The organism is Alistipes sp. AM16-43 (genome assembly GCF_003435745.1).
In the GTDB taxonomy this organism is placed as follows: Bacteria; Bacteroidota; Bacteroidia; order Bacteroidales; family Rikenellaceae; genus Alistipes; species Alistipes onderdonkii.
Map to the genome: position 1 here is coordinate 80,547 of NZ_QTUQ01000006.1, position 17,221 is coordinate 97,767.

At 49.1% G+C, this 17,221-nt stretch carries 18 protein-coding genes; 9 read left to right on the forward strand and 9 right to left on the reverse strand.

Annotation, left to right across the window (positions count from 1 at the left end):
• Window positions 1–57: 57 nt before the first annotated feature.
• The 5 genes from DW189_RS11665 to DW189_RS11675 all read right to left on the reverse strand — a co-directional run bounded on the left by DW189_RS11665 (window position 58) and on the right by DW189_RS11675 (window position 3,341).
• Complete coding sequence (locus DW189_RS11665; protein WP_117508311.1) at window positions 58–420, reverse strand: hypothetical protein; 363 nt, start codon at window positions 418–420, stop codon at window positions 58–60.
• A gap of 11 nt (window positions 421–431) precedes the next feature.
• Window positions 432–614, reverse strand: a complete 183-nt coding sequence (locus DW189_RS14255) for a hypothetical protein (protein ID WP_141417975.1) — start codon at window positions 612–614, stop codon at window positions 432–434.
• Window positions 615–645: 31 nt separating this feature from the next.
• Window positions 646–852: a hypothetical protein gene (locus DW189_RS14260; protein ID WP_141417974.1), complete on the reverse strand. Its 207-nt coding sequence runs from the start codon at window positions 850–852 to the stop codon at window positions 646–648.
• Between the two features lie 239 nt (window positions 853–1,091).
• Window positions 1,092–1,472, reverse strand: a complete 381-nt coding sequence (locus DW189_RS11670) for a hypothetical protein (RefSeq protein ID WP_117508312.1) — start codon at window positions 1,470–1,472, stop codon at window positions 1,092–1,094.
• A gap of 225 nt (window positions 1,473–1,697) precedes the next feature.
• Window positions 1,698–3,341 carry a tetratricopeptide repeat protein gene (locus DW189_RS11675; protein ID WP_117508313.1) on the reverse strand — a complete coding sequence of 548 codons (1,644 nt, stop codon included), beginning with the start codon at window positions 3,339–3,341 and terminating at the stop codon, window positions 1,698–1,700.
• Window positions 3,342–3,757: 416 nt separating this feature from the next.
• On the opposite strand from DW189_RS11675, the gene DW189_RS11680 reads away from it, so the two are divergent.
• Both DW189_RS11680 and DW189_RS11685 read left to right on the forward strand, forming a co-directional pair.
• Window positions 3,758–4,642 carry a LexA family protein gene (locus DW189_RS11680; RefSeq protein ID WP_117508314.1) on the forward strand — a complete coding sequence of 295 codons (885 nt, stop codon included), beginning with the start codon at window positions 3,758–3,760 and terminating at the stop codon, window positions 4,640–4,642.
• Window positions 4,639–5,964 carry a Y-family DNA polymerase gene (locus DW189_RS11685; RefSeq protein WP_117508315.1) on the forward strand — a complete coding sequence of 442 codons (1,326 nt, stop codon included), beginning with the start codon at window positions 4,639–4,641 and terminating at the stop codon, window positions 5,962–5,964. Before DW189_RS11680 ends, DW189_RS11685 begins: the two co-directional genes overlap by 4 nt.
• A 5-nt stretch (window positions 5,965–5,969) precedes the next feature.
• On the opposite strand, the gene DW189_RS11690 is transcribed toward DW189_RS11685, so the two are convergent.
• On the reverse strand, window positions 5,970–6,719 hold the full coding sequence (locus DW189_RS11690; protein ID WP_117508316.1) for a hypothetical protein: 750 nt from the start codon (window positions 6,717–6,719) through the stop codon (window positions 5,970–5,972).
• 101 nt (window positions 6,720–6,820) lie between these two features.
• Between DW189_RS11690 and DW189_RS11695 the strand changes: the two genes are divergently transcribed.
• The 4 genes from DW189_RS11695 (at window position 6,821) to DW189_RS11710 (ending at window position 10,931) form a co-directional block, all read left to right on the forward strand.
• Window positions 6,821–7,642 (forward strand): SOS response-associated peptidase, encoded by an 822-nt coding sequence (locus tag DW189_RS11695; RefSeq protein WP_117508317.1) that lies wholly within the window; start codon window positions 6,821–6,823, stop codon window positions 7,640–7,642.
• Between the two features lie 243 nt (window positions 7,643–7,885).
• Complete coding sequence (locus DW189_RS11700; protein ID WP_117508318.1) at window positions 7,886–8,320, forward strand: DUF5675 family protein; 435 nt, start codon at window positions 7,886–7,888, stop codon at window positions 8,318–8,320.
• Window positions 8,320–9,906, forward strand: coding sequence for a phage terminase large subunit (locus DW189_RS11705; RefSeq protein ID WP_117508319.1), 1,587 nt, complete (start codon window positions 8,320–8,322; stop codon window positions 9,904–9,906). Before DW189_RS11700 ends, DW189_RS11705 begins: the two co-directional genes overlap by 1 nt.
• A 5-nt stretch (window positions 9,907–9,911) precedes the next feature.
• Window positions 9,912–10,931, forward strand: coding sequence for a hypothetical protein (locus DW189_RS11710; RefSeq protein ID WP_117508320.1), 1,020 nt, complete (start codon window positions 9,912–9,914; stop codon window positions 10,929–10,931).
• Window positions 10,932–11,052: 121 nt separating this feature from the next.
• Here DW189_RS11710 and DW189_RS11715 read toward each other — a convergent pair whose 3' ends face one another.
• Complete coding sequence (locus tag DW189_RS11715; RefSeq protein ID WP_117508321.1) at window positions 11,053–11,325, reverse strand: HU family DNA-binding protein; 273 nt, start codon at window positions 11,323–11,325, stop codon at window positions 11,053–11,055.
• Between the two features lie 259 nt (window positions 11,326–11,584).
• Here DW189_RS11715 and DW189_RS11720 point away from each other — a divergent pair, with 259 nt between their 5' ends.
• From DW189_RS11720 to DW189_RS14270, 3 genes are read left to right on the forward strand one after another with little or no spacing between them, the layout of a single operon-like run.
• Complete coding sequence (locus DW189_RS11720) at window positions 11,585–12,604, forward strand: hypothetical protein (protein ID WP_117508322.1); 1,020 nt, start codon at window positions 11,585–11,587, stop codon at window positions 12,602–12,604.
• 32 nt (window positions 12,605–12,636) lie between these two features.
• Window positions 12,637–13,464 carry a hypothetical protein gene (locus DW189_RS14265; protein WP_141417973.1) on the forward strand — a complete coding sequence of 276 codons (828 nt, stop codon included), beginning with the start codon at window positions 12,637–12,639 and terminating at the stop codon, window positions 13,462–13,464.
• Complete coding sequence (locus DW189_RS14270) at window positions 13,461–13,943, forward strand: hypothetical protein (protein ID WP_141417972.1); 483 nt, start codon at window positions 13,461–13,463, stop codon at window positions 13,941–13,943. Before DW189_RS14265 ends, DW189_RS14270 begins: the two co-directional genes overlap by 4 nt.
• Window positions 13,944–14,144: 201 nt before the next feature.
• Here the strand turns inward: DW189_RS14270 and DW189_RS11725 are convergent, their stop codons facing one another.
• On the reverse strand, window positions 14,145–15,428 hold the full coding sequence (locus tag DW189_RS11725; RefSeq protein WP_117508323.1) for a phage integrase SAM-like domain-containing protein: 1,284 nt from the start codon (window positions 15,426–15,428) through the stop codon (window positions 14,145–14,147).
• A 246-nt stretch (window positions 15,429–15,674) separates the two neighbouring features.
• On the reverse strand, window positions 15,675–17,201 hold the full coding sequence (gene gpmI / locus DW189_RS11730; RefSeq protein ID WP_117508324.1) for a 2,3-bisphosphoglycerate-independent phosphoglycerate mutase: 1,527 nt from the start codon (window positions 17,199–17,201) through the stop codon (window positions 15,675–15,677).
• Between the last annotated feature and the right edge of the window lie 20 nt (window positions 17,202–17,221).

The window sequence follows — 17,221 nt, forward strand, 5'->3', positions numbered from 1 at the left end:
ACATTTGAGATAAAATGTACAGCAGTTAAAATACATAATGACACTATTCGAAGAATGCTATTTTTGTTTTTGCTTGTAGAAGTTACATATATTCCCAATCATACTGATAGCAGTAAACATCATTGCTAAAATCATTAAAAAATATGATTTGAAATCATGTTCTACAATCATTAACACAACTCCCACACATATCATTGCCACGGATAACATCAGGACAATTTTTGCCAATAAAAGCCGCCGATTTTGTTTAATCACCCAATGGGATGACATGAAAATACAAACAAGCCCTAATAAAGAGAGTCCAAGCATTAATGCAAACATTTTATTCTGCAGAATACTTTTAGAGTAATCTATACAAAATAGAATAATAACAATAAATATTATTATCCCCCCAATAGCTATTCTTTTTTGGCGTGTCATTTTTTTTGAGTTTACATTGCGCAAATTCCGAGATCAACAATGGCGAGCATGTAGCCGCCAACAGCCCATCCAAATCCACCGCTTAATGCGCCAGCGACGAAAAGACCAGCATAAGCAACACCTAGACCGGCCCACTGCCAGCCACAACCGCCTGCTGAAATGTCAGACATTTGGTTAATTGATAATGTTTTCATATTGAATTCTTTATTGAATTACTAACTTGGGTTACCACCACCCACAACTTTCGGCTGTGCCACTCATGGAGGTGCCAAACCCTAAAGCAGCAACGGCAAAAAGGGCAAATGCGCCACCTGTAGCACAAACCAACCCGGCCCAGGCAATGGTTGTAGAAACCATACCTGCAACACACTTACCAGTAGAGTAGGCTCCTCCAACCACCCGCTCCATTTGTTCCAAATTCATCGTTTTCATAATCGTAAGATTTGAAATTTTAGTTGGTTGTTTGACAACTTTGGGTATGACAGGTTGCCAGACTGCCATTTCAAAAAATCCGCATTGAACTTTCTGAAAAATTACTATCTTTGAAGTGCCTTCTTTCGGTTTGGTTAAACTTGTGAGCTTCCAACTCGGTTTTTCTTCTCTTGAGAGAAGGCTTTTTCATTGGGCTTGGGTTGCAAGCCCAAATCCAATGAAGGATTATCCCGTAATCCCTATTGGAGCGTGAAGTTACCGGTGAATGTATCTCCCGATTCTGTTTCTATGTCAATCGAATAATTACCGGGATCACCAGATATGTCCATTTCCATCTTATCGGTATCACCCATCTCGAACCACTGTTCTCCAGTCATTCCATTGACGACCAATACGGTATATTGTCCGGGATTATACCCGAAGTCGATTTTCAGACTACCGACGGTACCCACATATTCGCAGGAAGGGACAAACTCCATACTGCGCGGTCGCGGTCCTTTGTATATTTTGATAAGAGCAATAAAAACAGTTGTTTCTTTCGCTTTCCCGTCTAACATTGCGGCGGACCATACATTCGAGAAGAGAAAAAGCGTACAGCAAATGAGAATGATTTTTTTCATGGCTTGTGTGGTTTGGGATTTATCCAAAATTACTATTTTTTGAATCCGTAAGCACACATATCCTATCAAAAAATTCCATCCAAACTGGCGATTAAAATATTAATAATCAATACATTATCAATGTAATGGACGGGAAAAATCTATCAAACATTTAATACACTGAATATCAGCGCATTAAATATGCACGGGGGGGGGTGTTTGATAGATGTATTGATAATCAGAGACTTAACCAAGCATCTCTAAAAATAATTGCATGTCTCGCGGTTCGGAATTTGAAATCCGGGATTTTAAACGCGACTTTTTATTATAGATATTTTCGACTTTATCTTGTGTAAAGATACTGATTGCCCGATAGGAAAATCTGGCGAAGAAATAGCAGAGCAATTCATAATCCGATTCTTTTAAATTCGGCATTTGCTCCCTTATCTTGAACATGACATTATTGTTGCATGCGTCGACGATACGTTCCAAATCCATTTTTGTCTTCTTATCCGAACCTAAGTCCTGAATGGCTGACTTAACGGCGTTAAAGATAGCTTCCTTCTCGGCCGGAGTATTTTGGCGTTCATAATATGTACAACCTAATTTATCGATAAGTTCGAATTTATCATTAAAAAGGCGCTGGATTAATTGCGACATTTGTGTGTCATGATTTCGTAGAGTGTCTTGAATCTCAAAGGTCATATTCATATACTTACTGATCTCGAGATTTTTCTGTTGTAATCTCCGATGGAGATAGGTAATAGCAACTATTACAATGAATATAAGGAAGGCAAAAGCCAAGATCCATAATCGTTTTTCAGTTTTGAGTTTGAAGGCCCTAAAATCAGAAAGGTTGAGAAAATAATCTTTCTGTGCCGAAACCACGGATTGTTGAAGTGTCTCGCGCACTATACTATCCTGAATCTGAACACTTTTTTCGAGATTCTCAAGCGCTAATCGATAATTTCCCCTTACCTTCTCAATTTGGAAAGAACGGAAGAAAAGCGCAACGGTATCAATCTTGTCGCAAGCCAAAGGCCATGCTTTATTCATATAATAACTAACGCTGTCTCTTTTGCTTTCCAGGGCATAAACATAGGCCAGACAAGCATTATCTCTCATATCCAATGGTTCACCAAGAACTGATGCTTTTTCGTGGTATAGTTTTTTCGTTTTTTCACAGTCTCTCGATTCGATCGATTGCAAAGCAAGGTTACTCAGACAGGAAGCCAACAAAATCGTGTCTGCATTTTCCCGGGCAAGTTGAACGACCTGATTTAGAATATCAATGCTTTTATCCTTCTGTCCATTATTTGCGTATGCCAACCCTATATCCAACAAAGCATAATGTTGATGAGAAACATATTTTGTTCGTAAAAAATACTTATAAGCTTCTTCGGCTGCATTTAAGGAATTCGCATACTCGAAATTATTGGCATATATCTGGCTTATCTGAGAAAATAAAAGCCCCGATAGGTAATCGTCATCCAATTGTTCTATTAAGGGGATTGCCTCCATATACGATAACATTGCACGGGTATAATGTCCTGCATTATATTGTATACGTCCAAGATAATACAATGACATGAACTTCTCTTTTATATTCCCATGTTTTTTATAGTATTTGACGGCAATAGTAATTAGTGAATCATTTGTCTCGTCAATATAATTTTTATCGAGTGCCTGAGAATAAACAACGGCATATTTCGCGCGGATTTTTTGTGAATTGATATTCCCGGTGTTGAGAGAGCCGAGAAGAAATAAAGCACTATCAGGATTCTGTGGCATTAATTCTTCCGCATGAATAATAATTTCTGGTATTCCAGAGAATGTAGAACAACTCGTTGAGAGCAAAGTATAGAGAACATACAAAAGTATTCGACGCATAATACTTAGGTTTATTCTCAAATATACGAAAAAATGCTTCTAATCTCACTCATATTATAAAAGTTTTACCAGCATTTTCTTAAATGATGGTGTGTTCGCTCAAAGATCCGGTACGAACACTTTCGGCGTTCTGCTCCGACACATCCAAAGGTATTCCGTGTACCTGCCCGAAGAAAGTTTATGCATTAACAGCTATCCTCGCCTGAACCGCCTCTCCATGCAACATAGGCACGATATTTTCTGTTCCTCTTACATGTAGCCTCCGCAGAAGGGTACTGAGGATAAGACGCAACTTTATATTTCTTACACATCCGGCAAACGCCGAACTACTACCGACTTAAATATTGTTGAAATGACTACACAATGTCCTAAGACATTGCGTGCTGCCACAGTACCCCTGCGCCAGAACCGTACCTATGAACAGTCATTTCGATATATACGGACTCGTCACGTCGAAAGTCAGCTCCGTGCCCTACGTGAGCGAGGGAATCCCCGCGGGGTTCCCCTCGCCGGCCACGGACTATATTGGTGACCGCATCGACCTGAACGAAGTTCTCATACTCAATCCGGGTGCGACCTACTATGCCCGTGTGCGGGATTACTATATGGTCGAGGAAGAACTGGAGCAGGGCGATAGTATCCTGTTCGACACGAGCCTTGCGCCGCGCTCCGGCGACCTGGCGCTCTGCGAGGTCTGCGGCGAGCGGGTGCTCAAGTACGTCCGCCGCAAGGGACGCGAGGTGTGGCTCCACGGGGGCGGAACGGACGAAACGCTTCCGGTCGACGGCGATACCGAAGCGAGGGTGCTGGGTATCGTTACGGTCGTCATCAAAGTCCGGCGGTTCAAAAAACGACGCACCCGGCTCATCGAGCGCCTGCCTCAGAAGGAACAACCCGCGCTGTTCGAGCGGCGGGCTATCAAAGCCTCGTATTTCCCGGAGAACTATGTTCCCGTCGAAGGGCTGCTCGACCTGAACGAAGAGTTGATCCCCAATCCCGTGAGCACGTTCTTCGGCAGGGTGAAAGGAATCTCTCTGATCGACGACGACATCGAGGACAGCGATTCGGTGATCGTCGACCGGATGCTCGAACCCCGGTGGGGCGACCTGGCCGTATGCGTCACGCCCGACGGCTTCACCATGAAATACGTCGAGGTGCGCGACAACGGGGAGGTCTGGCTGATGCCCGGCAACAAGGACTTCGCCCCGCTCCGCATCACCGACGATAATGAACGCCTGCTCTGGGGCATCGTTACGCACTCCATCCGGCAATTAAGGGTAAAGAAGGGAGGTAAGAAATGAGTCAGAAACTATTGCCCCTGAATCCCCGGCAGATGGTAGGTCTTGCTGACGGAAATTCTTTCTATTGTTCCTGTGAGGAATCCGTGCAGCCGTGGCTCTATGGAAAGCCCATTATCGTGGCCTCGAACAACGACGGCTGTGCGATAGCAATGAACAGATTAGCAAAGAAATACGTCAAGATGGGCGATGCGCTGTTCCAGATTGCCGACACCATCCGGGAACCCGGTATCGTCACGTTCTCGTCCAATTATGAACTGTACGGCGACATGAGCAACCGGATGCACAGTATTTGGGCCTCGTACGTCCCCAACCTCGAAATATACAGCATCGACGAAGCCTTCCTCGATTTCACGGGCATGGAAGGCTTCGACTTCGAGAAGCTCGGGCGCGACATCATCCGCACCACCCGACGCGGGATCGGCATCCCAATCTGCCTGGGCATCGCCCCGACAAAGGTGCTGGCAAAGGCGGCCAACAAACTCGCCAAGACGGACGACGCACGCCGGGGACTCTATATTATCGACACGGAGGAGAAGCGCACGGAGGCGTTAAAAAAACTGCCGATCGGCGATGTGTGGGGCATCGGCCGGCGGTACGAAAAGCGGCTGACGGCAATGGGTGTCCGCACGGCTTACGACTTCTCCGTCCTGCCCCGCGAGTGGGTGCGCAAGAACATGACCGTAGTGGGCGACCGCCTATGGCGCGAGATGAACGGAACCCCCTGCATCAGTCTGGAGCTGGCGCCGCCGGACAAGCAGGAGATATGCACGTCGCGGGCATTCGGGAAAATGACCTCTGATTTCAACGAGGTGAAAGCCGCCGTGATCCGTTACCTCAGTTCCTCGGCCCGCAAGCTCCGCAACCAGCACTCCTATGCCCGGCGCATCTACGTCGGCATCGAAACCAACCCGTTCAACGAATACCAGCGCCAGACGTTCCGCGGCTACCAGATCGAGTTTCCCGTGCCGACGGACAACACCTTCGAGATGATCCCTTATGCCCTGACGATCCTGCGTGCGATCTGGCCGCACTATGCGCCGGGCGAACGTCCCTACGTGTTCAAGCGGGCAACGGTCACCCTCTCCGACCTGATCCCGGCCGAGGCTGTGCAGCTCAACATGTTCCATCAAAGGCCCGATATGGAACAACTGCGGCGCTTGCAGGCGGCGGTGGACGAAGTGAACGGGCCGCTGAACCTCGATAGCCGTCTTATAGTATTAGGCGCGGAGCTTACAGGGCGCAACAACACCCGCCTGCGGCGCGAGATGCTTTCGAAATGCCCCACGACCAAATGGAGCGATCGGATCGACATTACCCTGTAACTACATCAGGACTTGATGCCTGGCCCGAACAGGGACGGGAACCGCTCTTCGAACAGGTCGTCGTACTTTTTCTGCTCGAAATAGACCTGCCGGAAGATCGGGCTTTGGTTTCCGCACTGCAGTTTGAAACGGCGGGACGAATATTTCAGGTCGAGGCGGATGATGGCCCGATAGAGCTGGCTCGGAGTGGCTTCACAGCTTTCTTTGATCGCCTTGTATTGATCCGCCCGGATCGGGTTTGTGGCCAAAGCCGCTTTAAGCTGTTTTTCCAACCTTCGGTTCACTCGCCCACGGAGCAGATGCACAGGGGTGTGCCTGCCGTCCGTGAGAAGGAACCCGAAGCCGTGCCGGCTGCAAAAATCCATGATCCCCTCGGCTTTGGCCTGCACCCGGTGGTCGAGCATGTCGCCCAGGGGCTTGATCTCGGCGAGGATGAAATGCCCGGATTTGAGGTAGATTCCGAAATCGGGATAGGTGCGGGTTTTGAGTTTTCCACGCCAATAGGGGATTGCGGCGGGCTGCTCCCAGTAGAATGAAACCTCCCCGCTGCGTTCCAACTCCATGATGAATTCTAGCTCCAGTCCGGATTCGTACTGGATTTCCCGGCCGCATTTGTCGGAGCGAAACACACCGCTCTTGTAGCGCGGCTTATGCGACACCTCCCGGCGCGGTTGCAGCATCTCGAAGTAGTCGATGTCGAAACGACCCCGGTTTTCGAACCAGAGGACTTTGCGGAAAAGAGTTGTATTTTTCACAATCAATAAACGTTGTAATGACTGTCCCTATTACATGACCAATCGCCTCAATGATATGACGAAGGCACAAAGTTTGTCACACTCTTTTGAAAAACAAGATTATGTGCTTTTTTACATCTTTATCAGCAAATGCTGCGGCCGTGGCCAAAAGATACGGCAAGCAGCTGGATATTATCGAAGCCGCGCGTCAGATCCTCGCCGAACAGGAACAGACGGAGCGTGCTAAGCAGGAAGCCGATCCGAAACACAAGGTCAGTGTGTACGATATTCGGCTGGCCGAGGATATATACGTCATTCCGGCTTATGCCGAGCCGCACTGCGTGATCGTTTCCGGCAGCGACGAGCTTCAGGTGATGCAGTGGGGACTGATTCCGCAGACGGCGAAGAGAGAAGATGTTGAACGCTTCGACCGGGAAAACCTGTTCAAGAACGCAAGGGCCGAAACCCTTTTCGAGAAGTGGCCGTGGCGGATGCTTTGGCCGCATAACCGGTGCATCATCCCCGTAACCGGATTCTTCGAGCCGCACAGACTGCCCGACGGAAAGGCGCAGTACTACTATACGACTTTGAAGGATCAGGAAATTTTCTCGATCGCCGGGCTATGGGACGAGTGGACGAATCCGCAGAGTGGGGAAAAAGTGCAGTCGTTCGTGCTGATAACAACCGCAGCGAACGCCATGATGCGGAAGATCCACAACGGCGGCAACAATCCTTTCCGGATGCCGAAGATACTCACCCCGGAGCAGGAGCAGCTATGGCTCGATCCGGCTATCGTAACGGAGGGGGACGTTGCCGCGCTTCTGACAGTTTACCCCGAAGAGGAGATGAGGGCCTGGCCCGTAAGGCAGAAGTTCAACTATGGGAACCCTTACGACGAAGGTATCGTCGAGCCGGTTGCAGAACAGCAAAATATCGGATTATAATTGAAGAACTGCTGGTATCTGGGTAACTGTTGATGACCGTGCGTTTTCACGGACGCATTGTCAGGTTGCAGAACCTGTATATAGCGATATAATCGGCTTGCTATTCTCGCCCTCCCCGAATATATAACAAGGCAGTATTAAGTCCGGATATTTCATCTATCGGCCGACTATTCGTAGTAAGCGACAACCGGTAAACTCCGATCGTTTTCCCAAGCTATTCTTCGGTATAAAACGATACCGAAGATGAACCTAACACTAAACCGCATTTTCAGGGGACCCGACTATACCATCGGCAAACTTTATATCGACGGACACTATTTCTGCGACACGCTCGAAGACCCGGTTCGCACACTCCCCGCATCCTGCCCCAATACATCCGAAGGCATTCTCTGCGCCTGTCCCGAGAAAGTCTATGCCCGCACGGCTATACCCGCCGGAACCTATAAGGTAACGATGCAATTCAGCCCCCGCTTCAAACGGGTATTACCCCTGCTGCATGATGTGCCGCATTTCCTGGGGGTGCTGATCCATTCGGGCAATGACCCCGGTGACACTGCCGGCTGCATCCTCGTTGGACATAACAAGGTCAAAGGCAAAGTTCTCGAATCGCGGGCTGTGTCCGATAAGCTAAATGCCCTATTGGAGAAAGAGAACGAGATGACTATCACGATCTGCTGATGGCAGCCAATCGCCTAAAAGCGCCCCGGAACCTTAAAATCGAATTTTCACTCTCACCCCGGCAGTTCGAGTTATGGAAACTCCTCCAGCCCAACTACTGCCCGCACTGCGGCGGTGAGATAGAACAGGTTCTCATCGGGTACGACGCACAGCACAATCCTCAATTCAAACCACAATGCAAACAATGCCGCACACAAGATCTTCCTCAGTTGATCCTGGGCGGGGGAGCCGCCGGCGGAGGTAAATCCTACATCGGCAGCGTGTGGCTGATAAGCAGTTGCATCCGCTTCGGTAATATCCCGGCCGTGGTGGCGCGTAAGACGCTCAAATCGTTGAAGGAGTCGACATGGAATACCATTAAGTCGATTCTCAAAGATTGGGGCCTACGGGTGGATGTGAACTACAAGATCAACAACCTCGAAGGGACGCTTACCTTTTGGAATGACAGCATTATCATCATGAAGGAGATGGCCGACATTCCCAGCGATCCGAACTTCGAGCGCTTCGGCTCTTCGGAGTATACCGTCGCATTGGTGGACGAGGTGTCGGAGATTTCCGAGCGGGCTATCGAGGTGCTGTTCTCGCGTCTGAGGTGGCGCACACACGAAACGTTCATGGTACCGCGGATGCTTATGACCACGAACCCCACGGTCAACTGGGTGCGCTCGCGTTTCGTGCAGGACGAGAACGGAGACAAAGTAGTCTGCCGGGAAGGCGAAGCCTACGTTCCGTTCTCAGTCTTCGACAACCTCAATATCGCCTTTCGCCAGACCTACGAAGCGGCCCTGAACAAGATTCGCGACCAGGCCACCAAGGAGCGCCTGCTGTACGGCAACTGGGATTTTGTCGAGGCCAACGACATGGCCGTATACCACCGCTTCGACGGGGTGCGCCATTTGGTGACAGGATTGCGGGAGAAGGTTTACGATCCGACCAGGCCGCTCATTACTGTCTGGGACTTCAATGTTGCACCCCGCATGTCGGTGCTTACGGCCCAGATCGACTACGAAGCCAGGAAGGTCTACATCCTGGAAGAGGTATTGGGCCGCCCCGAGGACAAGGAAAACAACACCCCGGCATTGGCCCGCAAGCTCCGCGCGAAACTATACCGCGACAAGCACATCGGCGGCGTGGACGTGACGGGCGACCCATCGGGGCTGCAACGTTCGACAACGAGCGAGGACGGCGTAAACAACTTTACGGTGATCGTCGATACGTTCGGCGGAGGTGTCTTACGCCCTCGTGTCAAGCTCTTGAAGAAACAGCCTCCGCAGGTGACCCGCTGCGAGTTCGTCAACGAGCTCTTCGACGGCTACAACGGCTGGGAGGTCGCCATCGACATCAAATGCCGCAAGCTCACCGAGGATCTGATCTACCAGCTCAAAAACGAGGACGGGAGCAAGTCGAAGCAGAAAACCACCGACCCCAAGACGGGCGTGAAATACGAGCGCTACGGTCATTTGTCAGACTGCCTCGACTACCTCTTGTGCTACTACCTGCGCGAAAGTTGGTATAAATACAAGAGCGGCGACACGGCGGGCTATGTGATCTCGACGGCAACTATTCAGGAAGGTTTCAACTATTAGGAAGTATGTACAGACGTTTTCTCAACAACAACGACTATCTGGGGCTGATCACACCGGAAGCCCTCGCGCAGCTAACGCGCGGCAACGAAGAACGCTTCCTGCAGGCCGAGGAGTCCGCCGAGAAGTCCCTCGTGGAGCGGCTCTCCGAGAACTACGAGGTCGAACAGGAGTTGGCCAAGGGGAAATACATTGCCCCATACGACCGGTGCATTACCTATCCCGTGGGTGTGCATATCTATTATGACGGGCAGATCCACGAGGTCATCCGTGCCGTCAGCGGATATACAGCACCGGCGAATGAACCTCATTGGGCCGAGAATCCGTTCTGCAATCAGGAGCAACCAGGATTGAAGTCTTACTCCCAGTTCGGAACCTACTACCCGGGCGACGAGGTATTATATAACAACATGGTTTACACCTGCCGCCGGGAGCATGGCTACAAGTTCGGAGAAATCCGCATCCCGGGCGTCGAAGGGTGGAGCAAGGTCGAAGTGCAGGGCTGGCAACCAATAACCTATACGCTGTGGGATGCGGTAATCTACAACGGAACTTTCTATACGTTGATGACAGATGCAGGTTTCGACAACAATCTTTCACCGGATAAATCCGACTGTTGGGGTGAGATTGCCGATTACGCGCCGGAGTACAATGCCTACGAGCTGTCGGGGCACGATTATGTGGTCTATGGCGGGGAAGTGTTCCTTCCGGAGATGGACGTGAATGCCGACATTCCGGCACCGGGCGTGAACCTCGCACTGCACGATCCGCGCAACTACAACCTCAAAAAGCACATGCTCCGGCTGGCGATCTATGAACTTACGAAGCTGATCGCTCCGAACAACGTCTCGGTGGTTCGCATGCGCGATTACGAGGACTCGATGAAATGGTTGAACGATGCTGCCAAGCTGCGGCTAAATCCGCAGATTCCCCGAAAACTCGCCCGGGACAAGCAACCGGTTATGGACTGGCAGATGGCGACTTTCCAGACCGATTACGACCCCTACAAGAATCCGTGGCTGACATAATTTTGTTTGCCACCTTTTTCTCTAAAGAGTTTCAAAAAAGGGAGGAAAAAACAAAGTCGAAAGCAAACGTGAACAAAGGAAAGGGCCAACAATCGGTTGGCTCTTTTCTCATTCTGGCGGATTATTTTACCTTCGCGGCAAAACTTTTTGAAGGCTTGAACGCATGAATGTCGTGCTCCGGAATCACGATAGTCGTGTTCTTCGAAATGTTACGCGCAACTTTCCGCGCCCGTTTCTTAACTACGAAAGTACCGAACTGACGAAGAAAAACATCCTCTTTCTTAATCATCGAGTTTTTCACGCTTTCCATGAATGCTTCAACAACGGTCGACACGACCGCCTTTTCGTAGCCGGTAGATTTTGCGATCTCCGATACAACATCTTGTTTTGTCATAGTATCTTATTTTTTGATTTATTGTCGTAGGAAAGAAGTTAAATATAAATTCTTACTTAACAATAGCCCTTCGATTATCCCTTAAACCGGACATTTTAACCGCCCCCCCCTGAAAGTATTTGTCAACAATTTTTTCTTTATCCTATATTGACTGACAGTCAATTACAAAACTTTTGTAATGTATAACTTTTGTCGCACCCAAGAAATTAAGTGTTATCTTTGATAACAAGGATAACCCTCTCTACGACATGAAAAAACATTGCTCTTCCTGCTTTTCTTTCTTGTCCAGCAATCGACTGTTCAAGCCCAACATCCGGACATCTCCCGCTATGAAACGGCCTACGCCGAAATCGCGGATATGCTCGACGGGAAATCCTCCCTGAGCATAAAACGCGCCGTATTCCTTGCAGAATGGGCGTACCTCGACGGAAATCTCGATTATGACTGGTTTTGTAGTAAAATAGATTCTGCCGTCATTTTCTTACATGGTTTTATGAAATCAAATGGACTGGATAAGTACAAGACCGGTAAGAATATGGCCATTATCGAATATTTCTTTAATCCCTGGTCGGGTAACGGTCATAAACCGTTCATTTATGACCATAACGACATGGATAGTACGCAGGATTTCACCCAACAATTTGTCAGCAAATTGCTCCGAACACATAAGGGGCAATGCCGTTCCTTGCCTTACTATTATAAGATTCTGTCCGAAGCTATCGGCGCCGAGGCATATATTGCCTATGCGCCGATCCATACCTTTATACGATACCCGAATGCAGACAACCTTTTTCCTGAAGATTGGGTGAATGTGGAGCTGACCACCCATCAATATACACCGGAATTCTACTACGTCGATAAATTCGAGATAAACGAAAAAGCGCTGCACAACAAGGTTTATCTCCATCCGCTGACCGACCGGGAAACGGTTGCCGCGCAACTTTCCGATTTAGCGTTCGCCTATACCGTCAAATATGGGGTGTATGACGACTTCACCCGGGTATGTTCATCCAAGTCGTTTGAATATTATCCACGGCACTACAATACCCTGATAACTATGGGTAAGTCTCTCGACATCGCAATAGGCCGGTATTTGGAAAGCACCGGGGGAAAGGTGGATGAATATGTTCTGTCCCTCGAAAAGAAATCCAAAGAGTTATACGAGCAGTTGCTTGCTATGGGCTGGGAACAACTAGGCGAGGAGTATTTCGAGCGGCTCGACCGGAAAAATGAAGAGGCGAAGAAAATACTCGAAGAAACCGGAGGAATAAAACTTTAACCAGTACATAAACCACTCAAAACATTCATATTATGAAAACAAAGCGATTTCTTATTTTGACTGCGATTATTTGCATTGCATCATTATTTTCTATAGATTTGGCATACGCATACCATCCGGTGAGTCCGTATGCGTACTGCTTGAATAATCCGGTACGATTTATTGACCCTAATGGGGAGGAGGTCTGGATCTACTATCAAGATGACGATGGTAATGACCAAAAAATGCTTTACACTGCCAATATGGAGTACAAAGGAACAAATTCGTTTGTTGCCAATATGGTTGGAAATTTAAATGCTGTTTATGCCTATGGTGGTAATGCAATGATGGACGTACTTATTGGCTCCGAGAATGCTTTTAATGTATTGAATCAAAATTCGAGCATTGATGCTGCTGCGGGTGCATTCAGAAGAAATATGGATGGCGGAGGAACTATTTTCGCTGTGAAGTTCGGAGGTGCTGTAAACTTTGCAAATATTGAAACAGCAGCCCATGAGTTTTTTCACGGGGTGCAACATGAGTTAGGACAAGGAGGCCGATCTGTATTTAATGAAGTTGAAGCAATGGTTTTTGGTAATTCTGTTGCAACAAATTGGAGCTTCGACAATGGTGGCGGAGGTTCTATGACTCCTATGGGACAAGATACTCCAGCTGGACAGGCTTATGAATCTGCATTTCGCAGTTTGCAATGGGACGGATATTCACAACCTTCAATGGTGCAGGCGATTAATAATTTTCAAACTGGTGCTTATGTGAATAGCACAGGAGCCTATAACAATATGCGAACCTTGCCGGTACCATATGGAGGGGGCAAAATAAAATCTATTTTATCAAAATTTCACCCAAATTTTAGACGATGAAAACCAGACTTATTCTTTTTATCCTGTTTACAATATTGATAGCTAAGGTTTGTGGCCAGGAGCAATCGAATTCAGATCAATATCCTTTGCTTATTCCGGTTAATGAGTCTCGGCAACGATTGAAGATAGAAATCCCGTGTAAATGTATTACCGATTCTCTGGAGGTTGTCGTATCAGTTGGTGTGCATTTTGATAACGAAGTGAGTGATACAACGACTACTTTGACTCCAATAAAGATATATATCGGAAGTATTATCTATCACAAAGGAACTCCTAAACAAGTATACTTATCAAATAAACAGAGTTTAAATAATTCTTATGATCGGTGTATTTGGAAAACCTGTTCAGATAAATTCCTCGTATGGATGGAATGTCAGCCGTATAGCAGATTTTTTAATCGAGAGAATCAACCCAAGGGAGGGAAAGGCTTGTCCTTTACTTATAAAGTTATGCTAACTCCAGACATTGAATTGCCCTAATTTATAATTGGAAGTTACATCTTACTAGACAGGCGACATATAAGAAAACGATAATATGAGAAGAAAGCATTGATTTTTCCGCTTTGCTGTACGCTTATCCAAGTGTGTACACCCGGAATGTGGTTTTGAAGCTACTTACTCAAAAACAAAGGCGCAGGAAAATAAATCCTTGCGCCTTGTTTTGTTACATGATGGCAGAGCCTATAATACAGCCCTCGTCCGCTCGGCCAACTTCTCCCGCTCGGTATTTTTGTAGTAGTTCTTCCAGATCGTCATCGGACTGTTCCCGGCCATCTCGGCTACGGCATACGGGGAATTACCGTCATCGACCATTCGTGAGATAAAACTGCCCCGGGCCGAATACCAGGTTACATGCTCTTTGATCTTCAGAATGCGGCAGGCTTTAGTAAGCGTTCGGGTAACCAGGTTTGAAATTTGATGCACTCGCGTATAGCGTTTTACCGAATCGGTGTGTTTGCGCGTGAAAACCGGGAAGACATAATTTCCAGAGCCCGTTCCCTTGTATTTTCGGAGCAAGGCCCTCGACTGGGGGGGGGTGAGAAGCGGTTTGGCGGTCTTCGGAAATTTAATGCGTTCGTAGACAATCTTATCTTCCTGAACGCAATCCCAGGTCAGGTTACATACATCCACATTAGCCATTCCTCCCGTATAGTAGCTGAACCGGAACAGATCCAGATGCAGTTGCTCCTTTGCGGAAAACAGACTCCGATCGATGTTTTCAAGTAATGCGATCGTTTTTGCCGATACGGCGCGGGAGGTTGTCTCAGGCCATTTGATCATGTCGCCCAATGAATCGAATGCTGTAATGCCTGCTCCCGGCATTCCGAGTTTAGCGGCATAATTGCACAAGGCGCGTAACAGCCGAAGGTGAGAAACTAAGCATCCCTGGTTGCCATTCTCCGCACCTCGGCGCTTCAAATAAAACGCATAGTCGGTGAGAAATTTCGCATCGATATCCTTAAAGAAATAGGATGACAGGCTTTTCCCATAGACTGCAGAAACAAAGGCTTTCAACGAACGATGGAATTTTTCATATTTCCGGGCATTGCTGCTGCTCAAAATAATCTGCCCGTTTTTGATGCGATCCTTGCTGTCGAAATACGTAATTCGTTCATCGATGAGCTGGCTTACCGTCCAGATACGGATATCCTGCCGAACAGCGGATTGCTGACGATCGAAACAGTGGGACAATTCCACCGGAGACCAAAAGAGACCGGATACTGTCCACTCCTCCGCCACACGCTGATAACGCATGCAGACCTCGCTCAGGCTCCTGTTCTTGGAGTAGGCGTCCGGACTGCCGTTGCGAAAGGTTTGTGACCGTTCATCCCAGTCCTTGTACTGTCCTGTGATGTCGAGAACTTTGGTGACACGCGGATAATCTGTCTGGAAAAAGACCAGCTCAAGTTTAACCAGATTCGAATTCTTCGGGTTTGGCTTACCCTTGACTTTGATAGAAAACATATTAGTTGCTTTTGCGCCCAATTTGTCAGTGCTCGGCAGATGCTCATCTGAGAGCATGTAGGACTGCAAAACAGGCTACATGAAATAGCCCCGTCCCCGGCAAATTGTTTGGAATGGACAAATAATCCGTTCGCGCAAAAACAACTAATATGCTGTCAATCAATGAATAGTAGAACTATTCTCTGTCATTACCTAAAAAACGCCGACCCAGTACGAAGCGGGATTTTTCAGTTACCGGGATTCCGGTTATTTCATCTCCACGAGCGCCTTGCCGGTCATTTCGGCGGGCTGCTCCAGCCCCATCAACCTGAGCACCGTCGGGGCCACGTCGGCCAGGATGCCGTCGTGCACCGACTTCACGCGGTCGGAAACGACCACGATGGGCACGGGGTTGAGCGAATGCGCCGTATTGGGCGTACCGTCGGCATTGACGGCGTTGTCGGCATTGCCGTGATCGGCGATCATGACGACCTCGTAACCGTTCTCCTTAGCAGCCTCGACAACTTTGGCGACACACCCGTCGACGGCCTTCACGGCCTTCACGATGGCATCGTAGACGCCCGTATGGCCGACCATGTCGCCGTTGGCGAAATTCAGGCAGATAAAGTCGAACTTCCGCTCGCCGAGCGCAGCAACCAGTTTATCAGCGACTTCCGGGGCGCTCATCTCGGGTTGCAGGTCGTAGGTAGCCACCTTGGGCGACGCGACCAGAATACGGTCTTCGCCCGCGAACTCCGCTTCGCGGCCGCCGTTCAGGAAGAACGTCACGTGGGCATATTTCTCGGTCTCGGCGATGCGCAGCTGCCGCAAGCCCTGCTTCGAAACGAACTCGCCGATGGTGTTGGGCACGTTCTCCTTGTCGAAGAGGATGTGCAGCCCCGTGAACTTGGCATCGTAGGGGGTCATGCAGCAATAGTAGAGGGGCAGGGTGTGCATCCCCTCGGCGGGCATGTCCTCCTGCGTCAGCACAATGGTCAGCTCCTTGGCGCGGTCGTTGCGGTAGTTGAAAAAGACCACCACATCGTTGGGGCGGATCATGCCGACGGGCTGCCCGTTCTCGTCGATGCGCACGAAAGGCTTGATGAACTCGTCCGTAACGCCCTCGTCATAGGATTTCTGGACGGCCTCGACCATGTCCGACGAACGCTCGCCGATGCCGCTGACCAGCGCGTCGTAGGCTACCTTGACACGTTCCCAGCGCTTGTCGCGATCCATCGCATAGTAACGTCCGATCACCGTGGCGATCTTGCCCGTCGTGGCCGCGAGGTGCTTCTCAAGGTCAGCGACGAACCCCTTGCCGCTGTGCGGGTCGGTGTCGCGGCCGTCCATGAAGCAGTGCACGAAGGTATTTTCGAGACCGTAGGCCGCCGAGATGTCGCACAGCTTGAAAAGGTGCTCGAGCGACGAGTGCACGCCGCCGTCCGACACGAGGCCCATGAAATGCATGTTCACGCCGTTCTTTTTGGCATGTTCGAACGCCGCCTTGACCTCGGGGTTCTCCAGGATCGAATTGTCGCGGCAGGCGCGGTTGATCTTCACCAGATCCTGGTAGACCACGCGGCCGGCGCCGATATTGAGGTGCCCGACCTCCGAATTGCCCATCTGGCCGTCGGGCAGTCCGACGTTCCCGCCGTCGGTGCGCAGCTCGGCATGGGGATATTTCGCCGTCATGGCCGAGATATATTCGGGATGGACGGTCGAAATGACATCGGCCTTGTCGTGGCGGCCGTTGCCCCAGCCGTCGAGGATCATCAGTAATACCTTGTTATTCATAATTATCCGGTTTTTAACTA